The sequence below is a fragment of the Halomonas sp. AOP25-F1-15 genome, from assembly GCF_052378675.1.
Classification (GTDB): domain Bacteria; phylum Pseudomonadota; class Gammaproteobacteria; order Pseudomonadales; family Halomonadaceae; genus Vreelandella; species Vreelandella casei.
Window position 1 is genome coordinate 74,289 of the sequence record NZ_JBQSXV010000007.1, and the last position, 18,116, is coordinate 92,404.

General features: G+C 55.4%; 17 protein-coding genes and 1 tRNA gene. 6 read left to right on the forward strand and 12 right to left on the reverse strand.

All coding sequences use genetic code 11. From position 1 onward, the window contains the following. Nucleotides 1-19: 19 nt before the first annotated feature. The 4 genes from ACT3TF_RS13810 to ACT3TF_RS13825 are packed head-to-tail and all read right to left on the reverse strand — an operon-like array spanning nt 20 to nt 4,416. Nucleotides 20-1,951 carry an alkaline phosphatase family protein gene (locus tag ACT3TF_RS13810; RefSeq protein WP_444672368.1) on the reverse strand — a complete coding sequence of 644 codons (1,932 nt, stop codon included), beginning with the start codon at nt 1,949-1,951 and terminating at the stop codon, nt 20-22. 15 nt (nt 1,952-1,966) lie between these two features. After that, nucleotides 1,967-3,346 (reverse strand): ATP-binding protein, encoded by a 1,380-nt coding sequence (locus ACT3TF_RS13815; RefSeq protein WP_444672369.1) that lies wholly within the window; start codon nt 3,344-3,346, stop codon nt 1,967-1,969. Beyond that, nucleotides 3,343-4,017 carry a response regulator transcription factor gene (locus ACT3TF_RS13820; RefSeq protein ID WP_096276329.1) on the reverse strand — a complete coding sequence of 225 codons (675 nt, stop codon included), beginning with the start codon at nt 4,015-4,017 and terminating at the stop codon, nt 3,343-3,345. The genes ACT3TF_RS13815 and ACT3TF_RS13820 overlap by 4 nt, the downstream gene beginning before the upstream one ends. Nucleotides 4,018-4,047: 30 nt before the next feature. After that, a complete protein-coding gene (locus ACT3TF_RS13825) occupies nt 4,048-4,416 on the reverse strand; it encodes a PepSY domain-containing protein (protein WP_441672895.1) in 369 nt (122 codons plus the stop codon). A 148-nt stretch (nt 4,417-4,564) separates the two neighbouring features. Between ACT3TF_RS13825 and ACT3TF_RS13830 the strand changes: the two genes are divergently transcribed. Together ACT3TF_RS13830 and ACT3TF_RS13835 are read left to right on the forward strand one after the other, a co-directional pair. After that, nucleotides 4,565-5,041, forward strand: coding sequence for a PepSY domain-containing protein (locus ACT3TF_RS13830; protein ID WP_441686380.1), 477 nt, complete (start codon nt 4,565-4,567; stop codon nt 5,039-5,041). Nucleotides 5,042-5,188: 147 nt separating this feature from the next. Then, entirely contained in the window at nt 5,189-6,196 is a 1,008-nt protein-coding gene (locus tag ACT3TF_RS13835; protein WP_444625783.1) for a DUF1853 family protein, read from the forward strand. Here the strand turns inward: ACT3TF_RS13835 and proB are convergent. The 4 genes from proB to rplU all read right to left on the reverse strand — a co-directional run bounded on the left by proB (nt 6,191) and on the right by rplU (nt 9,386). After that, nucleotides 6,191-7,330, reverse strand: a complete 1,140-nt coding sequence (proB, locus tag ACT3TF_RS13840) for a glutamate 5-kinase (RefSeq protein ID WP_441686384.1) — start codon at nt 7,328-7,330, stop codon at nt 6,191-6,193. The two genes, ACT3TF_RS13835 and proB, sit on opposite strands and share 6 nt — an antisense overlap. Before the next feature lie 98 nt (nt 7,331-7,428). Beyond that, complete coding sequence (cgtA, locus tag ACT3TF_RS13845) at nt 7,429-8,616, reverse strand: Obg family GTPase CgtA (protein WP_441686386.1); 1,188 nt, start codon at nt 8,614-8,616, stop codon at nt 7,429-7,431. A 171-nt stretch (nt 8,617-8,787) separates the two neighbouring features. Further along, nucleotides 8,788-9,045 carry a 50S ribosomal protein L27 gene (gene rpmA, locus ACT3TF_RS13850; RefSeq protein ID WP_096276340.1) on the reverse strand — a complete coding sequence of 86 codons (258 nt, stop codon included), beginning with the start codon at nt 9,043-9,045 and terminating at the stop codon, nt 8,788-8,790. 29 nt (nt 9,046-9,074) lie between these two features. Further along, nucleotides 9,075-9,386 carry a 50S ribosomal protein L21 gene (gene rplU, locus ACT3TF_RS13855; protein ID WP_235041063.1) on the reverse strand — a complete coding sequence of 104 codons (312 nt, stop codon included), beginning with the start codon at nt 9,384-9,386 and terminating at the stop codon, nt 9,075-9,077. A gap of 327 nt (nt 9,387-9,713) precedes the next feature. Between rplU and ispB the strand changes: the two genes are divergently transcribed. The 3 genes from ispB to ACT3TF_RS13870 all read left to right on the forward strand — a co-directional run bounded on the left by ispB (nt 9,714) and on the right by ACT3TF_RS13870 (nt 12,261). Continuing rightward, the gene (gene ispB / locus ACT3TF_RS13860; protein WP_441686388.1) at nt 9,714-10,718 is read left to right on the forward strand and encodes an octaprenyl diphosphate synthase; all 1,005 of its coding nucleotides are present in this window, start codon (nt 9,714-9,716) and stop codon (nt 10,716-10,718) included. Between the two features lie 90 nt (nt 10,719-10,808). Continuing rightward, nucleotides 10,809-10,885 (forward strand) — tRNA-Pro (locus ACT3TF_RS13865). A gap of 230 nt (nt 10,886-11,115) precedes the next feature. Further along, the gene (locus ACT3TF_RS13870; RefSeq protein WP_444672370.1) at nt 11,116-12,261 is read left to right on the forward strand and encodes an MFS transporter; all 1,146 of its coding nucleotides are present in this window, start codon (nt 11,116-11,118) and stop codon (nt 12,259-12,261) included. Nucleotides 12,262-12,282: 21 nt separating this feature from the next. On the opposite strand, the gene ACT3TF_RS13875 is transcribed toward ACT3TF_RS13870, so the two are convergent. Continuing rightward, a complete protein-coding gene (locus ACT3TF_RS13875; RefSeq protein ID WP_441686392.1) occupies nt 12,283-13,065 on the reverse strand; it encodes a TSUP family transporter in 783 nt (260 codons plus the stop codon). A gap of 321 nt (nt 13,066-13,386) precedes the next feature. Here ACT3TF_RS13875 and ACT3TF_RS13880 point away from each other — a divergent pair, with 321 nt between their 5' ends. Beyond that, nucleotides 13,387-14,433 (forward strand): hypothetical protein, encoded by a 1,047-nt coding sequence (locus tag ACT3TF_RS13880; RefSeq protein WP_444672371.1) that lies wholly within the window; start codon nt 13,387-13,389, stop codon nt 14,431-14,433. A 77-nt stretch (nt 14,434-14,510) separates the two neighbouring features. Here the strand turns inward: ACT3TF_RS13880 and ACT3TF_RS13885 are convergent, their stop codons facing one another. From ACT3TF_RS13885 to ACT3TF_RS13895, 3 genes are read right to left on the reverse strand one after another with little or no spacing between them, the layout of a single operon-like run. After that, the gene (locus tag ACT3TF_RS13885) at nt 14,511-16,274 is read right to left on the reverse strand and encodes a peptidase M14 (protein WP_444672372.1); all 1,764 of its coding nucleotides are present in this window, start codon (nt 16,272-16,274) and stop codon (nt 14,511-14,513) included. Then, nucleotides 16,271-17,125, reverse strand: coding sequence for an ABC transporter permease (locus ACT3TF_RS13890; RefSeq protein WP_441686398.1), 855 nt, complete (start codon nt 17,123-17,125; stop codon nt 16,271-16,273). The genes ACT3TF_RS13885 and ACT3TF_RS13890 overlap by 4 nt, the downstream gene beginning before the upstream one ends. Before the next feature lie 2 nt (nt 17,126-17,127). After that, the gene (locus ACT3TF_RS13895; RefSeq protein ID WP_096276391.1) at nt 17,128-18,051 is read right to left on the reverse strand and encodes an ABC transporter permease; all 924 of its coding nucleotides are present in this window, start codon (nt 18,049-18,051) and stop codon (nt 17,128-17,130) included. Between the last annotated feature and the right edge of the window lie 65 nt (nt 18,052-18,116).

Here is an 18,116-nt window from a genome sequence, read left to right on the forward strand (position 1 = left end):
AAGACCCACTCACCAACGATTAACGCCCGCCTTTTTGCTTGAGGCGCTCGGGCGGCGGGAACACCACATCGCTACCGTTCACATCGAGCTGGCGGATATCCGTTGGGTAGCCTTTCTCGTCGAGTGTGACTAAACCAATGCCGCTGGCGTTCCAAAGCCGCTCCCCGGCACTCGCCCGGTCAGGGTCACGGGGATGAACGCTGAGTTTGCGGCGCTTCGTAAACCAGTTAAGCGGCGACCACGGGGCATACATCCAGCGGTTCAGTCGATCAAAGGTATTGAGAAGATTCTTGGGAAAAGTGTTTTTGATCCCGCTTGAAGTAATCTGCCACAGGTGAGGAGCGCGCCGCTGATGGCGCACGACAATGTCGTAGACAAACGAGTAGTGCACATCGCCAGAAAGAATCACGTAATTGCCCGGCGTTTTAGAGTGCTGCCAAATTTGCAGCAGCGCGTTAGCAGCGCCTCGGTGCGCCATCCAGTTCTCAGCATCCACCACTAACGGCTTACCCACGGCGGTAAATAGCTTTTGAATACTTTCAATTAATTTGACGCCAAACATCGGCGCAGGCGAAATAATCACTGCGCTTTTAGCGCCCATGAGTGCCTGCTGCATTTCCATCAGCGCTTCCCAATCCATGAGGCCAGAAGGCCGCTTGGGGCTGCGCTCACTGCGCCAACGGCGGGTGCGGGTGTCGAGCACAATAAGCGCAGGCGTACCGGGGATTTGAAACTCCCAGCCCTGAAAACGCAGCAACCGCTCAATGAATCCATCTTGCTCAGCACGCGCGAGCACCTCGCGGCCATCGCCCAGCAGCGTAGCGGCATGGTGAATTAATGGATTGAGCTTATCCGGATCATTACCCCATGCTTGGCAGAGCGAATACGCGACCAGGGCATTACCGATAATGCGCTTAGAGAACGGATGGCCGTAGGCGGTTTGCTCCCAGTCAGCGGTAAGGTTCCAGTCATCGGTTACGTCGTGATCATCAAAGATCATCAGGCTCGGCAAGTGCGCCATCAGCCGCGCACACTGGGGCAAGCCCTCAACAAAGGTATCGATCACCTTCTGCTCTTGGCGATAAAGCTCGGCATCTTTTTCATCTAATGCGGGCGGCGTGGGAGCAATCACTTGCCAGGCCACCGGCGACCACACCAAACAGTACATGGCGAGCATTTCCGCCAGCGTCATTAAATGGTTGTGGGCATTGGCTGACGTAAACACCGGCTTTTTGACACCGCCGAAAAAGCGCTCGCGCAGCGCGGCGTTACTGGTGAAATCCGGCAGCAGCGCTGCGCGGCAATAATAGCTGTCAGGCGAGTCGTACAGCGCTTGGCTATCGTCTACCGTGGCGCCTTCTAACTGTTCGTCGACTAATCCTACGCGTTCAATCAACGCATGTACGGCGCGCAGCATCGGCCCAGCAACGTCATCGGCGTAGACTTGATCACCGGTCATCAGTAGCCAGGCAGGCCACTCGGTAGGCGCTGCCTGCTGATCGGCAAGCCAGCTGTCGGCACGCACCAAACCATCGGGGCTATCGTGATGTGGCTTACGGCAAGAGCCATGCATCAGCCGATGATGGCGCGAGGCAATTACAAAGGCAGGGTAATCGGCGCCTTCATAGCGCAGCCAGGGCGCCCACTCAGGCAACGACTGCACGCTACCCTGCATCGTTTCAATCTGCAGGTCGTATTCGATACGCTCGTCGCAAGGCAGCGGCGTATCAAGTTCAATATCAATCAGATGGATAAAAGCGCGCTTACCGATGGCAACGCACTGATGGTGGTGCGCCAAACCAATGGACTCGGCGTTATGCTGGCCAGGCCGTAGCACCAGCGTCATGGTCAGTGGCCGAGTGGCGACAATCCACATTACTAGCCGGGTCGTGCTGATGCGCCGTAATAAAGGACCCACTAAAATATCGGGCAGCGTATCCGTGCCATGCATCCAATGAAATCTCCGTTATCCATTCGCCACCACGGGCAGCCCAACTTCTACATTTAAGCCGCCTTCGCTGGCGCGGGAAAGCTGCATATGGCCGTTGTACAAAGCGACAAGGTCGGTGACGATAGCCAGCCCCAAACCACTGCCAGAGCGCTGCTCATCCAGACGCTTTCCTCGCTGCACCGCCTGCTGGCACTGCGCGTCAGACATGCCGGGGCCATTATCACTCACGATAATAGTGAGCTGTTGTTCGTTAACCTGGACCTGCAGCTGAACATCGCTGTGCGCCCAGCGCAGCGCATTATCCATTAAGTTACCTACCAGCTCCTGAATATCTTGCCCATCCATATGCACGTTCACGTCACGCTGCCATGTTTGGCGCAGCGTAATGCCGCGACGCTGGCCAAGCTTGGCCAGCCCGGTTAGCAGCGGCGCTAACGTGGCATGCAGATCAATGGGGGCAAAGCGAGCGCCCTCGCCCGCCGCCGATGCACGCGCTAAATGATGGCGTACCGCGCTGTCTAAGCGCGTTAACTCCACGTCCCAGGCAGCACGGCTGTCTTCCGGCAGCTGGCGAAGCTGTAGACGCATCACACTCAGCGGTGTTTTCAGCGCGTGGGCCAGATTACCGGCCGTGTGACGCCCGCGCTCAATTAAGCGTTGGTCCCGCGCCAGCACCGCATTCATTGAGGCGGCCAGGGTCGCCAGCTCGTCGGGCAAGCGGGTGTCCAGCTGCTCTGCATGCCCCTGCTCTACCTCATGCAGGTTGGCACGCATACGCCGCAGCGGCGCTAACCCCCAGCGAACTTGCAGCGCCAAAACGCCTAATAGCAAAATGCCTAGGCCCGCCAAACCGCCCCAAAGAAGACGTTGGAATTCGCGAATATCCGCAGCTAATACATCGTCCCGCGCGGCAACGCTGATATGCAGGGGTCTTTCCAAAGGCGCTAAATAGATATCACGCTCAACAACGCGCAGCGATTGCCCGCGCGGGCCTGACAATGAGCGCGCGCTGAGAGTGTCATTGGCAATAACCGGCAGGCGTTGATCCCACAGCGAGCGGGAAGCCAACGTATGCTGGCCAGCATCGGTTATTTGCCAGTACCAGCCGGAGTAAACGTTATCAAACCGTGGGTCACCCAGCGCCCGATCGTGGACAAGCTGCTGGGTGGTGCGGTCATAGGTGACGCCGGCAATGATCACATTGAGCGTGGCTTCCAGGCGCTCATAAAAGGCCTGGGTCGCTGATAAATGGTAATGATGAGAAAGCAGCGTACCGGCAACAGGAAGGGCCAGCCCCACCATCAGCAGCACCGCCAATAGTAGCCGCACGCCGATGGAACGCCCGGCCCAACGCTTTTTCCATTGATTACGCCACGCAGAACGGGGGTGACTCATTCGCTGGCGGGCTCTTCTTCCAAGAGCCGATACCCCTGCCCCCGCAGCGTGGCAATGCGCCAGCTGCCCAACTTACGGCGCAGGCGGCTGACCTGCACGTCGATCACGTTAGAGTCCGGCTCATGGTCACGGTCGTATACGTGCTCTGAAAGCTCGGTACGACTCACCACGCGCGGTGCGGCATGCATTAAGTAGCCGAGCAGGCGCGTCTCTTGGGCGGTTAAGCCCACCGGACGCCCCGCCAACGCGACGTGCTGCGTATGCGTATCTAAGCTGAGCTCGCCGGCTTTCAATATCGGGTGTGCATGCCCGTGGCTGCGGCGAACCAGGGCGCGCAGGCGAAAAAGCACTTCCGCCGGTTCAAAAGGCTTAGTGACATAGTCATCGGCACCTGCGGTAAAGCCTGCCGCTTTATCGGCCCAGCGCTCACGGGCGGTAAGAATGAGCACGGGCAGGTCAATACCATCTTCGCGCCAAGCCGCTAGCCAGCGAGTACCGTCACCGTCGGGCAAGCCTACATCCAAAATGAGCGTGTCATAAGCTTCCGTGCGCACCAAGAAATCGGCATCTTGGCCCGTGGCCGCATGCTCTACAAGCCAGTCGCCGTCGCGCAGCGCCTGACTTAGCTCGCGGGCGAGCGCGTGGTCGTCTTCTACCAGCAAACACTTCATGACTGACTACCCTTTTCTTATATAAAAAAGCTAACGGCGCATATCGTTAATGCGCACACCTTCAATAGACATTAGCTCACCGCTTTGGCCGTCAAATTCAAATTCAACGATCTGGCCTTGGGGTCCGAGCAGCTTAATTTCATACTCTACAAACCCGCGCTCACGCTCCACCTCAACTTCGAGCACCTCACCAATATAGTGAGCTTCAAGCCAATCTAAAATAGTGTCCAGCGGCACCACTTCACCACGATTCACCTCGCCATGCAGAGATTCCCAGGGCTGATCGCCCACTGCACTACTGACCAGTAATAGCGCTAAGGCTAAACTGGCAACACTGCGGCAAGCGCTTTTTTGGAAGCGGCCTAGTGGCGTTATAAGGTGACGTACGACATTACTCATAGTGCCAGAATGCCTAAGACAACATGAACGTTAGATGAACGGTTTTGTCAGCTTAAGGAAAGTATCCCAGTGGTATAAATTCCCTGTCGCATTGGCTGAGTGCCATTGATTCACGTAAATGATTCGTCACGTAAAGAAGGAATTTGCTATGAACACCATGAAAAAAATGCTGCTGATCCCGACCTCTGCCCTACTACTTGCCGCTGCGGCTGGCAGTGCTCAGGCTGATTCACTGCCAATGGATCGTATTGATGACGTATTGACCCACGCAAGCGACTACGGTTTCACCCATTACGAAGAAATTAGCATTAAAAACCGTGGCCGTGTGGAAGTAGAAGGCTGGTTGGACGATGAGTGGTATGCCGATATTGATTTCTCACTAGATGACGGCGAAACGCTGCAAGAGCAACGCGAGCGCCTAGTCACCGGTGCCTGGGGTATGAGCGAAGACGATATTCGCCAAGCGCTGAATGTTGCCAGCCAGGAAGGCATGGTGGAGTTTGAAGACCTCGACATGGATAAAAGCGGCATGATCGATGTTGAAGGCCGTGACGAAAATGGCCGTGAGCTGGAAATCAGCGTACGCCAAGGCGCTGATCAAGTCAGCGAGATTGATCGCGACTAATCTATCGCATCATCTCTACTAGCGGTGTTTTAAGCCGCCCTGCGGGCTCCCTTCAAGGGAGCCCGCTGCGTTATAGCCCCAGCAATAGCCAAGCGTCATAATGGCCTCAGCAGGAAGCGAATATAGCCGCAGACTGAGGAGAACGCCGTGCAAAATGACGACATTGATGGCCAAGCCCCCGGCGACACGCTACCCACCGCGGCGCTGCGTGATTTAGCCTGGCTAGCCGCCACGCCGGACCTTATTGAGATGGCGCCACCGATTCCCTGCGCAGGACGCCCGACGCTTAAAGAACTAGGGCTGGAAAACTCGCTGTTGCCCTGGCTGCGTCAACTCCCAACACCTTCGCTAACAGCTTTAACGGGGTCGCGGGCCAATCGCATGGGGCATTATCACGAACGCCTTTGGCACACGTTGCTCGATCACTCCCCCAACACACGCATGCTAGCGCACAACGTACGCATTACGCGTCAGCGCATTACGCTGGGTGAGCTGGATATGCTTTATCGCACTCGCGACAACCCGGCACCGATACATTTGGAGGTGGCGATTAAGTTCTATCTGGGTTTGCCGGAAGGGCCTGGGGAGTTGCGTAGCCAAAGCCGCTGGATTGGCCCTGGCGGAGCAGATAGCCTAGCGCTTAAGTGTGCCCATTTACAGCGCCACCAGTTGCCGCTTTCCACAACGCTACCTGCGTTGGCAACCCTGAATCATTGGCTGGCACCGCGTGACCTGGGCGCCTCTAAACTAACGCTGGGTGAGCAGTTAACGCAACGGCTAGCCATACCGGGCGTTCTGTACTACCCCTGGAAAACGCCCTGGCACACAGAGATGCCTCCACCAGAGGGCGCCACGCTGGATCACCGCCGTGGCCGCTGGTGCTATTGTCGCGACTGGCCTGCGTTTGTCGCCAGCTCAGCTGCAGTACCCACGATAGCCTGGCTGGAAAAACCGCACTGGCTGGCACCACCGCTACCCAGCGTTTTTCGCCCCATTGATGAAGTGCTGCCCGGCGTCATCGGTAGAGTACAAGCTTGGCGCTCACCCCAGCAGGTCATGCTGTATTACCAGAATGAACGGCGCTATGAGCGCGTTTTTTTGGTGCCTGACGACTGGCCGCACCAAGTGCCTTTACCGCCGCCAGCTCGCTTATAAGACCACAAGATTATCGCGGTGAATCAACTCGTGGGCTTCCACATAGCCAAGGATTGCTTCAATTTGATGGCTGGGCTGCCCCGCTAGCTGGTGCGCCTCATCAGCGCCGTAGTTCACTAAGCCTTTGGCCACTGACGCGCCCTGCTCGTCCACGCATATCACCATATCGCCACGCTTAAAGCTGCCCTGCACATTGCGCACCCCAACGGCTAATAGGCTAGAGCCTTTATCGCGCAGCACTTTCACCGCGCCGGCATCCAGCACCAGCGTGCCGCGCACCTGCAGCTGCCCCGCCAGCCAACGCTTACGCGCCGCGATCGGCACCTGATCAGGTCGCAGCAGCGTGCCCAGCGACTCACCCGCCATTATCCGATTGATAACGTCAGGCTGACGCCCGCTCGCAATCACCGTGACCGCTCCGGAGCGCGCCGCCAGCTGCGCCGCACGCACTTTAGTACTCATGCCACCACGCCCTAGCGCACCGCCGCTGCCTGCAACAGCCGCTAAACGAGGGTCGTCGGCGCGCCCTTCGGCTATCATCTGAGCATTCGGATTATGCCGCGGGTCGGCATCAAACAGACCTTCCTGATCGGTCAACAGCAGCAGCGCATCGGCTTCCAACAGATTTGCAACCAGCGCTCCGAGCGTATCGTTATCGCCAAAACGAATTTCATCGGTGACCACGGTATCGTTTTCATTGATCACCGGCACCACGCGCATTTCCACCAACGTGCGCAGCGCCGACAGCGCATTGAGGTAGCGCTTGCGGTTAGAAAGATCGTCGTGGGTGAGCAGCACCTGCGCCGTGAGCATATTGTGGCGCGCAAAATGCTGCTCATAGCACTGGGTGAGTCCGTTTTGACCCACCGCCGCAGCGGCCTGAAGCTCATGCACCGCGCTGGGCCGCACCTGCCAGCCAAGGCGCACCATGCCAGCAGCCACGGCGCCAGAGGAAACCAGCACCACCTCAACACCGCGCTGATGCAAGGCTGCTATTTGATTCACCCAGCCGCCGATGGCCGGTTCGTCCAGGCCGCGACCATCGTTAGTCAGTAGCGCACTGCCGATCTTTACCACGACTCGACGCGCCCGACTCAATGCGCTGCGTCCGAGAATTTGCTCGTTACTTTCCATCCGCCCCACCTTTATCAGACACAATAAGGGCCGCGCGAACGCAGCCCTTATTAGCTTACTATCTTACACCCTTAGCTAGGTCACGCTATTTTGCCAAGCTATGGGGCGTATTCAACTTCAACATCATAATCATCGTCGTCGAAATCTTCGTCGTCTTCATCGTCACGCTTACGCCGACGACCCAGACGCGCTTCAGTACGCGCGACCGATTCTTCTTCCATGCGACGGCGCATTTCTTGCTCACGAATCAGCGCTTCTTCATCTTCGTGCTCAAGGCGACGCTGTTCGGTCAGCCAGCGATACGCCGCCTGAACCAGCTTATCGGTGCCATCGCTACTGATGGCCGAGATACGGAACACCGGGCCTTCCCAGTTAAGCGCCTGAATAATCGCCTGGGCGCGCTCTTCGCGCTCGTCTTCCGGCAGCAGGTCAAACTTATTCAAGACCAGCCAGCGCGGACGCTCAGAAAGCGCCGGTGAGAACTGCCCCAGCTCGCGCACAATCGCCTTCGATGCCGCGACCGGATCAGACTCATCAAACGGCGCTACGTCGACGACGTGAAACAGCAGCCGCGTACGCGTCAGGTGCTTCAAGAAGCGCAGCCCTAAGCCGGCACCGTCAGAAGCCCCTTCGATCAGACCCGGCACATCGGCCATTACAAAGTGTTCGTGCATGCCCAGCTTCACCACGCCTAAATTGGGCACTAGCGTAGTGAACGGATAGTTAGCGACCTTGGGCTTGGCGGCAGACACGGAGCGAATCAGCGTGGACTTGCCCGCATTAGGCATACCCAGCAGACCCACATCGGCCATTACCTTCATTTCCAAACGCAGGTTACGGCGATCACCGTCGGTACCGGTTGTGGTACGACGCGGCGCGCGGTTGGTCGAAGACTTAAAGTGGATGTTACCCAATCCACGCCGACCGCCTTCACCCACCAATACCACCTGGCCGATCTCGGTCACATCCGCGATGACTTCCAAGGTATCTTCGTCAATTACCGTGGTGCCGACCGGCACTTTTACGTGCAGGTCTTCGCCGGCCTTGCCGCTCATTTGACGGCCCATGCCGCCTTGGCCGTTTTGCGCTTTATAAAAACGCTGGAATTTGAAGTCGATCAAGGTGTTAAGCGCATCGTCACCAATCAGGTAAACGCTACCACCGTGGCCGCCATCGCCCCCATCGGGGCCGCCCCTGGGCACATATTTTTCGCGGCGAAAGCTCAGACAGCCATTGCCGCCTTTGCCCGCCTCAACAATAATCGAGGCTTCATCGACGAACTGCATTGGATTCTCCCGGCCGCTTCCGCCGCCCTAATATGCAATACTTTTTTTCACCGGCGCTTTTATCCACCATCGTGGTAGCAAAGCGTATGCGAAAAGAGTTTTAACCGACAAAAAAGCCCCGCCATAGCGGGGCTTTTTTACGCAGCATCTATCTAGCGCTGCGTTTTTCGTTTATGCAGAAACGATGCTAACGAATTTACGGTTTTTGGGACCTTTGGTCTCAAATTTCACAAAACCGTCGCTCAGCGCGAACAGCGTGTGATCGCGGCCTAGGCCAACGCCTGTGCCAGCGTGGAAGCGCGTGCCGCGCTGACGCACGATGATGTTACCCGCAGTCGCCGATTGGCCACCGAACAGTTTCACACCTAAGCGTTTAGACTCGGAATCGCGACCGTTACGCGTGGAGCCAGCTGCCTTCTTATGAGCCATTGCAAAAACCTCCTAAAGGGACAAACCGCTTACGCGGAAATTCCGGTAATTTTGACTTCAGTGAACCACTGACGGTGGCCCTGACGCTTCATGCTGTGCTTACGGCGACGGAACTTGATGATCGTCACTTTATCGCCACGGCCGTGGGAAACCACTTCGGCAGAGACTTTAGCGCCGCCAATCATTGGCGCGCCAATGTTGAAGTCATCGCCGTCTGCAACCATCAGCACTTCATCAAACTCAATCGTTTCGCCGGTAGCGACTTCGATTTTTTCGAGCTTGAGGGTCTGACCTTCTTGAACGCGGTACTGTTTGCCACCGCTTTTAATAATTGCGTACATGTCACTCTCCGGACTTGTCGTTAATGCCAATTACGCCCCGCGTAACCAGCGCTCATCGCCTTCCGCTCTTATCGACCTGCTGCGAGTGGCGCCCCTTCTGGAGCCATCTGACAGGGAGCATGATGAGTGGGTCGCGGATTATAACGACTATCTCCTCTTACCACAAGACTACCTGTACTCGTCAATGGTTGGGAGAAGCCATCACGGCTGAGCGCGCCTTGACGCCCAACAGGCAGCGCCATAGCATGAGCCCAACGCATCACCCTAACGAATGACATAACTACGGGCGGCACTTACCGCCTCCACTTGCCGCGATGAACGGATCCAATGACCGCTAACGTCTCCTCAGCCCAACCCGTCAGCCCAACGCCTTCACCGCTGCACGCCGTGGTGGCCGATGACTTCGCAGCCGTCAATCGGACAATTATTGAGCAGCTCACGTCTAAAGTGCCGCTGGTCGAAACCATCGGCCAGTACATCATTGAAAGTGGCGGTAAGCGCCTACGCCCTCTATTGGCGCTTTTAGCCGCGCGCGCGCTCAACTACACCGGCGAAAAACATATCCCGTTGGCAACGCTGATTGAGTTTATGCATACCTCGACGCTGCTGCACGATGACGTGGTTGATGAATCACACATGCGCCGGGGCAAGAAAACCGCTAACGATGCCTGGGGCAATGCGCCGTCGGTGTTGGTGGGTGACTTTCTCTATGCCCGCTCCTTTCAGATGATGGTCGACGTGGGCTCCATGCGCATCATGGCGATTCTCTCCGGCGCCACCTGCATCATCGCCGAAGGAGAAGTGCTGCAGCTCACCAACATTGGCAATCCCAGCATTTCTGAGGCGGACTACTTCGAGACCATTTTGGGTAAAACCGCCATGCTGTTTGAGGCGGCTTCCCACAGTGGTGCCGTGCTGGCCCAAGCTACTCCCGAACAAGAGCACGCGCTTCAGTATTATGGCCGCTATCTGGGCCTCGCGTTTCAGCTGATTGATGACCTGCTGGATTATCAGGGCGACGCTGACGCCATGGGCAAGAACGTTGGCGACGACCTGGCCGAAGGCAAGCCGACGCTGCCGCTGATTCACGCCATGGAGCAAGGCACCCCGGAGCAGGCCAAACTCATTCGCCAGGTGATTCGCCAAGGCGGGCTTGAGCAGCTAGACGCCGTACTGGAAATTGTTCATGCCACCGGCGCACTCGACTACACCCGCCAGCGCGCCGAAGAAATGGCCGACAAAGCCCTTGAGCAACTGGACGCTCTACCGCCCAGTGCTTATCGCGACAGCATGGCGCAGCTAGCCCGTTTAGCCGTTGATCGTAAAGCATAAAAACTGCTCGATCACGCTATCAAGGGCTTGAAAAAATGACCTTGAATAAGTATTATCCACTCCCGCTGTTGAGCAGTGCTCGGCAGCTTTCGGAATATAGCTCAGCTTGGTAGAGCGCTGCCTTCGGGAGGCAGAGGTCGTAGGTTCGAATCCTGCTATTCCGACCATAGAATTACTAAAAACGGCCATTTCGCTTATCAAGCGATGGCCGTTTTTTTTGGATAATCGTTGGGCCTCCAGACATAACGGCTAGCCTTTAGGCCTTGATGCCGGGCTCACCCCAGGTGATAACTAGCCTGCTAATAAACATGTTAAGATTGTAGCCTTCGCTCTAAACACTTCTCCCTCTCTCTTGATGTGGAAACCGACTATTAGCTCATTAACGCATATTAAAGCCGTGCTGCTGTTTGCCAGCACCATGACGGTGATGTCGGGCGCAATCATTGCGCCGGCGCTACCGGGTATCAGCCGGCATTTTCCTGACCAGCCTCAGGTGTTGATCCAGCTAATTCTGACTATTCCTGCGCTGATGATTACACTGTTTAGCCCGCTCATGGGCTATCTGGCCGATCGGTTTGGGCGCAAGAAACTGCTGCTGATGATGCTGTTTATCTATGGTTTTGCAGGGGTGGCGGGCTTTTTTATCGATCGCGTGGATTTACTCTTAAGCTCACGGGCCTTAATGGGCATAGCGGTGGCAGGCATTCTCAGTATCAGCACCACGCTGGTGGGCGATTATTTCGATGGCCACGAGCGCATGCGCTTTCTGGGGCTGCAAAGTAGCTGTATGGCGCTGGGCGGAGTAGTTTTCATTAATCTGGGGGGAATACTTTCCGATTGGAGCTGGCGCGGACCGTTTTTACTTTATCTAACCGGCGTTCTGCTGCTGCCGTACGCATTGGCAGTACTTCAGGAGCCCAAAAACACTGGCATCACCAGCAGTGGCGTAAGCGATGCGCCTGTTACCGTGGACTATTGGCGTACCGGGCTGGCTTATTTTATCGCCATGATAAGTATGATGATGTTTTACATGTTTCCCGCGCAACTTCCCTTTTTGCTTTCTCAGTCAGGCGAAATCAGCGGTTTGCTGATCGGTATTGCGCTTTCCATGGCCGCTCTTACGGCCAGTATCGTTGCCTTTGGTTATGGTTACTACAAGCCCTTCCTATCGGTCATGACGATTTATATCTTAGGTTTCTTGCTGGCAGCCGCCGGATTTTTGGTGGTGGGATTAACCACAAGCTATGCCATGGCGATCGTCGGTGCGGCTATTTCCGGCCTGGGGCTGGGCGCTTTTATGCCCAACACCACCACCTGGCTAATGCGCATTACGCCTCAACGGGTGCGCGGCCGAGTGTTTGGCGGCTTTACCTCGACCTTCTTTTTCGGGCAGTTTGTGTCGCCGGTCGTGGTCGCCCCCGCGTTGATTTGGCTCGACTCCTTGCGCAATGTTTACACCGCAATGGCGGTGCTTTGCTGCCTATTAGCAGCCGCGCTGCTGATACTGAGCAACACCTATTTACGCGCCGACAGCCAGCTTTAGGCTGCGGCGCTTTAGCCCACGTTACGCTGGCGGATGAACCAGCCCCACCACGCTAACCAGCAGTAATACCCCACCCAGAATGCGAAAGAATAGGCCCGTATCCGCTTTAAGCATATAGCGGTGGGCCTTCTCGCCCAGAAGATGGCCAAGAAAAGCGCAGGGCAGCAGCCATAGTTGATGGATTAGCTGAAGATCTACGCCTGCAATCAGGAACGAGACCATCTTGATGACTACCAGGATAAACCACAGCACAAACATGGTATCCCGCAGTTGCTCTTTGGCCACATGCGTGGCGAACACCGCCACAATCAGCGGTGCACCAATCAACGAGGTGCCGCTGACGTACCCTCCGAGCGCCAACAGTACGTAATCAACGTATTTATTTTTACTCTTGAACGGTCTATTGAGTACGTAGCCAATGGCATAAATGAAAACAATGCCAAAAATAATACTGGTCATGACCTGAGCGGGCAGCGTCAGCAGCCCTATCACGCCAATAAGCTTAGGGATGATCATGATTTTCAAGGCTTTGAAAAGATAGCCCCAGTCAATATTGCTCTCTGCAATTGGAGCCCCCAGCCCTTCTTTTTGCAGTTGGCGATGCCCGCTCCATGCAATCCAGCTGGAAAAAATCATCAGATGAATAGCGATAATCGGCAGAAAGACGAGTGGCTCGTTCACCACTAACAGCAAAAATGGTAGCGCCAGCACCGCACCGCCAAAACCCAGGCTGGTTCTCACAAAGCCGCTCCAGGCGAAAATCAACCCGATAAGAAGATACTGGTACCAGAATAAATCGGTCATTGGCTCGCTTACTGGTCTTTATAAGTGAAAGTAATCGCCCAGCGCACGCAAAAAGAGTGGCTTTCCAGCGTTGTCCAAGAGGCCTTGCCTGTACCTTCTCAGGTCATAAAGCAGTTCAATCCTCAGCCCTTTAAAGATTAAAGAAAACAAAACAAAAATAACAACTCTTATCGTCACATCCTTTGCTATCTTGAAAATGTATGAGGGCGTCAATACGACCAACCACGAATACGGCTTATTTCAACGGACGACAGGTCGCTGCCCACCAGTGCCGACTTGCTGAAGGGCACCTTAGTAAGTGCTCGATAAAAGGAGTAGACCATGCCAGAGACCACTATTGGATCGTTTCGCGAGTCAATCGACCGCGTGTCATGGGGAAGCGTCATTGCTGGTGTTGTGACAGTCCTCGCCCTTTCTGCTCTGCTATCACTTCTTGGGACGGCGATCGGCTCTAGCGTGATTGACCCGATGTCCGACAACCCCTTTGATGGGCTGGGTACTGCCTTTGGCATTTCTTCTGCCATTTTCTTGATTGTAAGCTTTGCCGCAGGTGGTTTTGTGGCTGGCCGCTTGGCCAATAGTAACGGCTTCATACACGGATTTTTGAGCTGGGCAACCGCAACCATCCTGTCTTTAGCGCTGATTGGCTTCGCTGCTGGTCAAGTAGCATCGAGTGGCGCTAGCGCTATTGGCTCGATTTTATCAGGCGCCGGGCAGGTGACGGGGAGCGTTGCGCAAGGCATCGGCAGTGCAACATCGTCACTTGGCGAACAGCTGAGCGAGAATTTCGACTTCTACCCAGGCACTGACTCACCGTTGGATGACCAGAACATTCGTAATCAGGTTAACCAGATACTGCGCGACACCGGCGCTGAGTCACTGCAGCCAGAGCACCTACGTAACCAAGCGCAAGATGCCGTCGGCGATATTCAAACAGCCGTTAGAAGCCTTGCCAATAACCCTATGGAGTACGAAGCCATCCTCAATGAGCTGCTTGAAAAAGAGCGCGCTCGGCTTGAAAATATCCAGCAGGACGTAGATCGCGATGCACTGGTCAATGCCCTAACAAGCAACACGGATATGACCGAGCCCGAAGCTGAAAACTTCGTCGATGAGTCCATGGCGCGTCTTGATTCAGGTATTAATGAGCTTGAGCGTCAAATCGACCGCTTAGAATCCCGCATTCAGCAGGCTCAAGAAGAACTTGCGCAGGCAGAGCAATCGCTGCGTGAAACTGCCGAAAATGCCACCGAGAGCATCCGCAACTCTGCTCTGATGATCTTCATTGCCATGATTATCGCGGCACTGATCAGCAGCGCTGCCGGTTTTGCGGGTAGCAAAACGCAAACTAAGCGCCGCATCGCTTAAGCTAAGCAAAACGCCCGGCGATTGGGGTTAGCTCCAATCGCCGGGCGCTTCAATGTCATCCCGCCTGCTGCTAGTGCTTAGTCGTTCAATACGAGTGTTTGGAAAGCTTTATAGGCCGCCACTACCGTTGCCATTTGGGCGGTATGCGCTTGCACAAATGCATCGCCGGTTACGGTCTCGTCAGGATATTCGGTAATCAGCATTAATGGTGTTAGCTGATCAGCATCTTCCGACATGAGATAAGGAAAGCCATTCAGCACCGGAAACGTGAGCGCGCCCGCATGGGTTTCAAACAGCGCGATTTGCGTGGCATTAAGCTCGACAAGCCCCGGCACTTGCGCAAGCGCCTGAGTAACGGCTTCGACTAATTGCATCGCCGCCACTTCCCACTCTGGCTGGTGGCGAAGAATCAAAAAGAATCCCTTAGGAATCGTCCACATTTCAAAGCCACGGGGCACGTAGCCCGTTAATGGTCGCGTCCATTCATGAGCAGGATAGCCATGCAGATTAACATGCAGCCCGGCACCGCTGGCCGCAAAAGCCTGTTCGCGAATAGCGTGTTCGAAAGGTTGGCCTAGCGGCTGACTCTGCAGATCATTACCAAAAGCGGTATAGCGAGCGGCATGATGCATATGACGCGGCTGCGTGGCGATGAGCCGATTCTGCAGAGCGTAGCCGTCGGGATTCTCTAAAGGAGAAATAACAAAGTGTGCGTGCGGTTGCGCGCCAAGCTGCTCAGCCGCACGCAGTGCCCCGACAACACCCGATGTTTCGTTGGCGTGCTGCCCAGCGCTGATCATCACAGCACGGTCACTGCCGACGACATAGCGCGCTTCTACCGCTCTGCCCGCACGAGTACTTGCATACAGCGCTTGGCCGCTCAGCGCGGCCAACGTCTGCTTGACCTGCTCAGCACCAATAGCCTGCGAAGCAGTACCTAGCGCCACGGCGGCACGTGGCGACGGCGATGAGTCCAAGGGCCGTAAGCTCACTCGCAAGTAGGCAGTTTCACCCTGGGTCGACACTTCCGGCACAATCTGGCCAGGCTGAATCGAACGATCTCCCAATGCTAGGCCCGCTTGACGCTGAAAATACTCCAGAGTAGAAAAATACAGCTCTTCGTGGAGCGCTTCGCTGAGGCTAATATGCTCATCGTCCCACGCCAAGCGGCGGTCGCTGCTGGGCAAATGCACCGTGAAATTGAGTTCTTCGAAGTACGGCGATGCGCTCTGCCACCGCGCTGACACTAACGTCGACATCGCCGCCTGATAGAGCGCTTCGTAGTCTGTCTCAATCACCGATTCACTCATTTCGCCCTCAGGCGAGGTTAGCCACAGCCAACCGCAGGGTGAATACTGGTCCTCGCCAACATGATCTTGATGATACCGGTTGGGCGCGGCGACACGATACGTTTCCTGATTACCTGAGCTGCGTTCCACCTTAACGCTGTAGTGGGTCGCCGATGTCTCAACGCCCTCCCAGCGTAACGTAACGTCTTTTGGAAGCAGTGCGGCAAGCGGATAAGCTTCTAGAAGAAACCGACGCGACGAAGGCTCCAACACCGGATACTCAATCACCAGTGACGTCAGTGACACCCAACTAAGCTCTTCCAAAAAGAAATGCACTAGCGGCTTGTAGGCACTGCGTAGGCAAGCGCTGACCCCGGCCGCTTTGAAAGCAGCCTGCGTACGTTGACGCTCGGCTTCGTCATCAAACACCCAGGCCTCTAGGCGATATCCTTGATAGGCGGGCGTGGCGTATGTTTCCAGCAAGGCACGCGTGGTGCGGGGGAAAGAGCGCTCAAGCAGCGTCTTGACCTGGGTGCTATTGGGCCTATTCATAGCGAGGTACGTCCGGTGGGATCAAGCGCATCGCGCAGCCAGTCGCCGAGCAAGTTAAGCCCTAGCACGGTTAACAAAATAGCTAGGCCAGGAAACACGCTAACCCACCACGCCGTTTGCAGATAAGTGCGCCCTTCCGCCAACATGCCGCCCCAGCTAGGAATGACTGGGTCTACGCCTAGCCCTAAAAAGGTCAGGCTGCTTTCCAACAAAATGTTATTCGCCACGTTAAGGGTCATCAGCACGATGACGGGGCCAATCAAATTGGGCAGCAGATGTTGGAAGAGAATGCGGATATCTTTTACCCCGATCGCTTTGGCCGCCAGGATAAACTCGCGATCTCGTAGCGAAAGCACCGACCCCCGAACTAGGCGCGCGTACTGCACCCACTGGGAAATAATCAGCAAGATGATCATGTTGGTCAGGCCACCACCAATCACCGCAATAAAGGTAATCGCCAATAGAATGAAAGGCAGCGCGAGCTGTACATCGGCAAAGCGCATGACAATCATGTCTACAAATCCGCCGTAGTAGCCGGATATTAAGCCCATAATAATGCCGATAACTACCGCACCAAGTGCAGAGTACACCCCGACTTTCAGCGAGATTTCTCCGCCGATAATGACCCGAGCCAGTACATCCCGACCTAGCGGGTCCGTGCCGAAGGGAAAGCCAGCTTCTGTTAACGGCGGCGTTAAGCGATAGGCTAAATTTAACTCCGAGCCGCCGCCCGGAAACAACCAGCCAGAGAAAATAACCGCCAGGCCAATACCACCAAATAGCAGCACACCGAGAATAAACTCTAGGTTTTTAAAACGTTTTAATTTATCGGTTTTGAGAGCAGCCATCATGGTTATTCCTTACGTACCCTAGGGTCGACCAAGCCATAAGCGATATCAACGATCAGATTGATAGAGATGATCATTAACGAGAGCACCGTAATTACGCCCTGTAAGACGGGATAGTCACGCGACGACACCGCTTCGAAAGCTAGCGTGCCCAGCCCCGGCCAGTTAAAGACTCGCTCGACCACGACAATACCGCCCAGCAGCCCGCCAAACTGCAAACCGAAATAAGTAATCAGCGGGATAGAGCAGTTGCGTAGCGCATGCTTGTAGAGCACCACGTTATTAGAAAGCCCTTTGGCACGCGCCACCATAATGTATTGTGAGCGCAGCGTATCCAGCATGGTCGTTCGCACTAGGCGTACGTTAGTAGCGGTCAAAATGATCGCCATTGTGGCAGCGGGCATAATAAAGCTAGCGATCCCCTCCATACCGCTGGGCGGCAATAGATTGAAGGTAATCGAGAAGAGCAGCACAAGCATGATAGCTAGCCAAAAGTTAGGAAAAGAGAGCCCTATCAGGGAAAAAATCCTAATCATTTGATCCGGCCACTTGCCTCGCGATACTGCCGCTTTAATGCCTAACGGAATAGAGATCACAATAGACAACAGCAATGAAACGAAGGCTAACGCGAGGGTCGCAGGTAAAGCACGCCCGATGAGGTCACTTACCGGGGTGCCACCCATAAAGCTGCGGCCAAAATCGCCCACTAATAAGCCACGCAAGAACTCCAGATACTGCGCCAGGAATGATTGATTCAAGCCTAACGCTTCACGAATTTTTACCAGGTCTGCCTCGGTAATACTGCCCGCGCCCTGCGCTAGCATCACCGCTGGGTCGCCGGTAAGCCGAATCGCAAAAGACACGATTAGCGTAACGGCAATCACCACGAAAATAGCCTGCAGTATTCGATATAAAAGAAACTTTGCCACTATGACCCCTTTGCTCTTAAGCGCGTATCGCCGTTAGATGAAGTGCCTGCTGTCACGTATCCGGC

Bases quoted from the DNA above. Each gene is read 5' to 3' on its own strand.
- ACT3TF_RS13815 (WP_444672369.1), bottom strand. From the start codon at position 3,346: ATGAGTCACCCCCGTTCTGCGTGGCGTAATCAATGGAAAAAGCGTTGG.
- ACT3TF_RS13880 (WP_444672371.1), top strand. From the start codon at position 13,387: ATGCCAGAGACCACTATTGGATCGTTTCGCGAGTCAATCGACCGCGTG.
- ACT3TF_RS13830 (WP_441686380.1), top strand. From the start codon at position 4,565: ATGAACACCATGAAAAAAATGCTGCTGATCCCGACCTCTGCCCTACTA.
- cgtA (WP_441686386.1), bottom strand. From the start codon at position 8,616: ATGCAGTTCGTCGATGAAGCCTCGATTATTGTTGAGGCGGGCAAAGGC.
- ACT3TF_RS13820 (WP_096276329.1), bottom strand. From the start codon at position 4,017: ATGAAGTGTTTGCTGGTAGAAGACGACCACGCGCTCGCCCGCGAGCTA.
- ACT3TF_RS13885 (WP_444672372.1), bottom strand. From the start codon at position 16,274: ATGAATAGGCCCAATAGCACCCAGGTCAAGACGCTGCTTGAGCGCTCT.
- ACT3TF_RS13825 (WP_441672895.1), bottom strand. From the start codon at position 4,416: ATGAGTAATGTCGTACGTCACCTTATAACGCCACTAGGCCGCTTCCAA.
- ACT3TF_RS13890 (WP_441686398.1), bottom strand. From the start codon at position 17,125: ATGATGGCTGCTCTCAAAACCGATAAATTAAAACGTTTTAAAAACCTA.
- ACT3TF_RS13875 (WP_441686392.1), bottom strand. From the start codon at position 13,065: ATGACCGATTTATTCTGGTACCAGTATCTTCTTATCGGGTTGATTTTC.
- proB (WP_441686384.1), bottom strand. From the start codon at position 7,330: ATGGAAAGTAACGAGCAAATTCTCGGACGCAGCGCATTGAGTCGGGCG.
- rplU (WP_235041063.1), bottom strand. From the start codon at position 9,386: ATGTACGCAATTATTAAAAGCGGTGGCAAACAGTACCGCGTTCAAGAA.
- rpmA (WP_096276340.1), bottom strand. From the start codon at position 9,045: ATGGCTCATAAGAAGGCAGCTGGCTCCACGCGTAACGGTCGCGATTCC.
- ACT3TF_RS13810 (WP_444672368.1), bottom strand. From the start codon at position 1,951: ATGCATGGCACGGATACGCTGCCCGATATTTTAGTGGGTCCTTTATTA.
- ispB (WP_441686388.1), top strand. From the start codon at position 9,714: ATGACCGCTAACGTCTCCTCAGCCCAACCCGTCAGCCCAACGCCTTCA.